Genomic DNA, 3,302 nt, shown 5'->3' with positions numbered 1-3,302 from the left:
CGCAGGTACGGATCCAAACCCCGAAGGGTGACCGCACGCGGCGAGGCGGGACCGGCAGGTGATACGCTGCTCAGCCCTGCGGCCCGAGCCGGTGACGAGCAAGCCGCTATCCGTGCTGGACCGGCGTTTGGCGACAAGCCGCGGATTGAAGCGGGATCGCAGCTCGAGTAGGATCACGACGAACCGAACTTCCGCTGAGCCTTAGACCCAACCCGAAAGGAGCTCACGATGGCCAAGACAGAACGAGTATCCACCACAGTGCCGTTGAACTGGAAAGAGGTGTGGTACACCAACTGCCCCATGATATCCGCCAGCAATGTTGACCAGGAATTGGGGTGGTGCCGTGAGGAGTATAAGAAGATCGGCGTCGAGTACGCCTTCTTCCGCCACGCACCCGAGAACAACTTCTACCCGCACTACATCCACAACCTCGATAACCTGATCCGCTTCGGCGGCCTCTACCCGCCGATCCAGGTGCATGCTGACCTGCGCCGCACCGTATTACTTGGTGCGACCTGGGTTTACGAAGGCGGCGGCATTATGGTGCGTGCCAGCGATAAGATCTTCCGCATGAAGGACCTGAAAGGCAAGAAGGTCGGCATCTCGAAGAGCCTGAACACCATCAAGAACGACTGGTGGCGCATCCAGGAACACATGGGCATCGAGAACATACTGATGCTGAACGACATGACCATGAAGGATATCGAGCTCGTCGAGTTCCCCTACGCGGATGACTGGTATGACAAGCCGGAGTTGATGGGCCCGCCCATTAACAACCCCTCGGAGCTGTGGCTGATGCGTGACCACAAGCACGACCTGGCCTTCCGCCCATTGGAGAAGGCGCTGTTGGGCGGCGCTGTCGACGCCATCTACACCCAGAGCAAGGTCTGGCAGCACCTCCAGGAAGCGACAGGCCAATTGGCGATGATCGAAGACCTGTCCCACTACCCAGATTGGAGGGTGCAGGTTGCCAACACCCCCTCTGTTATCACCTGCACCGAGGTGATGGCCAAGGAGCACCCCGAACTCGTCGTCGCCTACATGAAGGCCATGATCAAGGTCGGGCGCTGGGCGAACGAGCACAAGCATGCCGCGGCGGTGATCCTCAACCGGCAAACCTACTACCTGGATGCGGAGGATACCTACGAGGGCATCAAGCATGTTGACATGGTACCGAGCCTGAGCGCGCAGAACATGCAATGCATCAAGATCGGCAAGGATTTCATGTTCAGTCACGATTACATCAAGAACGATTTCGATGTGGACGCCTGGGCGGCGCCGCAATTCCTGGAGCAGGCGGCTATTGAAGTGCTCAAGGAAGAATGGAAGCGCCGGAGCTGGAGCAAGCTGCCTCAAGGAGGCGGGCTCGAGGTGGAAAGCATGCGGCTTGGGTAATCGAGAGGAAGCGGCGTACACTTCCTTGTGCGCCGCAGAAGATGGCACAGAAGGTGATAAGCATCAGAAGGAGAAACATAAATATGGCCAAGAAGACAAGTAAAAGTGCAGTCAAGACAAAAATCTCAAAACCAAAAACATTAAAAAAGGAGCAAGCCGTGGCTACAAAAATTCAAGAACGAAAATCTGACACAGTCCCGCTGGATTGGAACGAGGTCTACTACACAAATTGTCCACTCGTGTCTGCCAGTAATGTCGACCAGGAACTGGGTTGGACTCGCGAGGAGTACAAGAAGATCGGCGTCAAGTTCGCCTTCCTCCGCTCCCGCCGCGAGAACAACTGGTATCCGCACTACATCCACAACATGGATAACCTCATCCGCTTCGGCGGGTTGACCCCTCCTATACAGGTTCACGCCGACCTTCGCCGCACTGTGCTGTTGGGTGCAACGCACGTCTACGAAGGCGGCTGCATGATGGTGCGCGCCAGGGACGATATCTACCGCATGCAGGATCTGAAAGGCAAGAAGGTCGGCCTTTCGAAGAGCCTGAACACCATCAAGATGGACTGGTGGCGATTCCAGGAGGAACAGGGCATCGAGCTGATGCTGCGGCTGAACGGCATGACCCGCGCCGATGTGGAGATCGTGGAATTCCCCTACCCGGATGACTGGTACGACAAGCCCGAAATGTTGGACCCGATGGAAAACCCGTCGGAAACTTGGCTGAAGCGTGACCACAAGCACGACCTGGCTTTTCGGCCTCTGGAAAAGGCGCTGCTGGGTGGCGTGGTCGATGCAATTTTTACACAAAGCAATGTGACGCAGCATCTCATGGAAGCCACGGGCAAGCTGAAGGCCATTGAGGATCTGTCCCGCTACCCCGACTGGACCCTGCAGGTGACCAACGTCCCCGCCGTCATCACCTGCTCCGACGTGATGGCCAAGGAACACCCCGAGCTCGTCGTCACGTTCTTGAAAGGCATGATCAAGGTCGGGCGCTGGGCGAATGAGCACAAGCGTGCCGCGGCGGCCATCCTCGACAAGCAGACGTTCTACCTGGACGTCGAGGATACCTACCAGGGCATCAAGCACGTCGACATGGTGCCGAGCCTGAGCGCGCAGAACATGGAATGCATTAAGATCGGTAAGGATTTCATGGTCAGCCACGGCTACATCAAGAACGACTTCGATGTGGACGCATGGGCCGCGCCGCAATTCCTGGAGCAGGCGGCAGTTGAAGTGCTCAAGGAAGAATGGCAGAAAAGGAGCTGGAGCAAACTTCCTCAAGGAGGCGGGCTCGAGGTGGAAGGTGTGCGGCTTGGGTAATCAGGAAACAACCTTGTGATGAAAACGGGCGCCAAACGTCTTCTATGGGGCGTTTGGCGCCCGCCTGCCAGGGCTACCCGCCTTTGATTCAGATGCTCGGTATCCCGGAAGGTTGCATTCCACATGCAACGTGCGTGATTGGCTATCCGGCTGAAAAGCACCAGCGGGTTCCTGTACGCAAGCCCATCACTGTGACGTGGATAGGAAGACCGTACAGTCCGTTACCCGGATCCTGACTTCTAATGCGCGATAAATCGGCGATGGACAACGAGAGGAGGGCCGGCTTGCTTGATCTGATCGGTGCGGATCATCTATTTGCTGCCGGGGATTCAGCCGTCCGACCTGTTGAAAGTTCCAAATAGGGAGAATGAATCATGAGTACCGTTGAAGTATCCACCCCTCATTCAAAACACCAAGTGCTTGAAGAGAAAGTGACCGGCCTGGGGCTGTATGTGACTGCCCGGGAGGCCTACGAGATGTGGAAGGCCGATCCTGAGCGGATCAAGGTCCTGGACGTTCGCACGTTCGAAGAGTACGTCTTGATCGGCCACGCCGAGATGGCGGCGAATATCCCGCTGG

Annotated in this window: 3 protein-coding genes; all 3 read left to right on the top strand. The window is 57.0% G+C overall.

The genetic code is table 11. The features are described from left to right. Positions 1-228: 228 nt before the first annotated feature. Positions 229-1,395: a hypothetical protein gene (locus MUO23_14790; protein ID MCJ7514217.1), complete on the top strand. Its 1,167-nt coding sequence runs from the start codon at positions 229-231 to the stop codon at positions 1,393-1,395. An 83-nt stretch (positions 1,396-1,478) separates the two neighbouring features. Beyond that, positions 1,479-2,723 carry a hypothetical protein gene (locus tag MUO23_14785; GenBank protein ID MCJ7514216.1) on the top strand — a complete coding sequence of 415 codons (1,245 nt, stop codon included), beginning with the start codon at positions 1,479-1,481 and terminating at the stop codon, positions 2,721-2,723. A gap of 374 nt (positions 2,724-3,097) precedes the next feature. Then, positions 3,098-3,302: hypothetical protein (locus tag MUO23_14780; protein MCJ7514215.1), on the top strand; the 205-nt coding region annotated here is incomplete at its 3' end.

Source organism: Anaerolineales bacterium (genome assembly GCA_022866145.1).
Taxonomy (GTDB): domain Bacteria; phylum Chloroflexota; class Anaerolineae; order Anaerolineales; family E44-bin32; genus PFL42.
Note: the sequence above shows the minus strand (reverse complement) of the source record. Positions and strands in the feature narration are given on the sequence as shown.

Bases quoted from the DNA above. Each gene is read 5' to 3' on its own strand.
- MUO23_14790 (MCJ7514217.1), top strand. From the start codon at position 229: ATGGCCAAGACAGAACGAGTATCCACCACAGTGCCGTTGAACTGGAAA.
- MUO23_14785 (MCJ7514216.1), top strand. From the start codon at position 1,479: ATGGCCAAGAAGACAAGTAAAAGTGCAGTCAAGACAAAAATCTCAAAA.